General features: G+C 43.3%; 1 protein-coding gene. It reads left to right on the forward strand.

The window, feature by feature from the left end; all coding sequences use genetic code 11:
- Positions 1-8 precede the first annotated feature (8 nt).
- Positions 9-582: class I tRNA ligase family protein (locus HMPREF2795_RS10080; protein WP_148131315.1), on the forward strand; the 574-nt coding region annotated here is incomplete at its 3' end.

Consider the following 582-nt stretch of genomic DNA (forward strand, 5'->3'; position numbering starts at 1 on the left):
GAGATATCATGAAACTCAAAGAAACTTTAAATCTTGGGAAAACTGACTTCCCAATGCGTGCAGGCCTTCCAACCAAAGAGCCAGTCTGGCAAAAAGAATGGGAAAAAGCAAAGCTCTACCAACGTCGTCAAGAGTTGAATGAAGGAAAACCTCATTTCACTCTTCATGATGGCCCTCCGTACGCTAACGGAAATATCCACGTTGGTCATGCTATGAACAAGATTTCAAAAGATATCATTGTTCGTTCTAAATCTATGTCAGGATTTTACGCACCATACATCCCAGGTTGGGATACACATGGACTACCAATCGAGCAAGTTTTGGCCAAACAAGGTGTCAAACGCAAAGAGATGGACTTGGTTGAATATTTGAAACTTTGCCGTGAATACGCTCTTTCTCAAGTAGATAAACAACGCGAAGACTTCAAACGTTTAGGTGTTTCTGGTGACTGGGAAAATCCATATGTAACTTTGACCCCTGACTATGAAGCGGCGCAAATCCGTGTCTTCGGTGAGATGGCTAACAAGGGCTACATCTACCGTGGTGCTAAGCCAGTTTACTGGTCATGGTCATCTGAGTCAG

Source organism: Streptococcus sp. HMSC056C01, assembly GCF_001811305.1.
In the GTDB taxonomy this organism is placed as follows: Bacteria; Bacillota; Bacilli; order Lactobacillales; family Streptococcaceae; genus Streptococcus.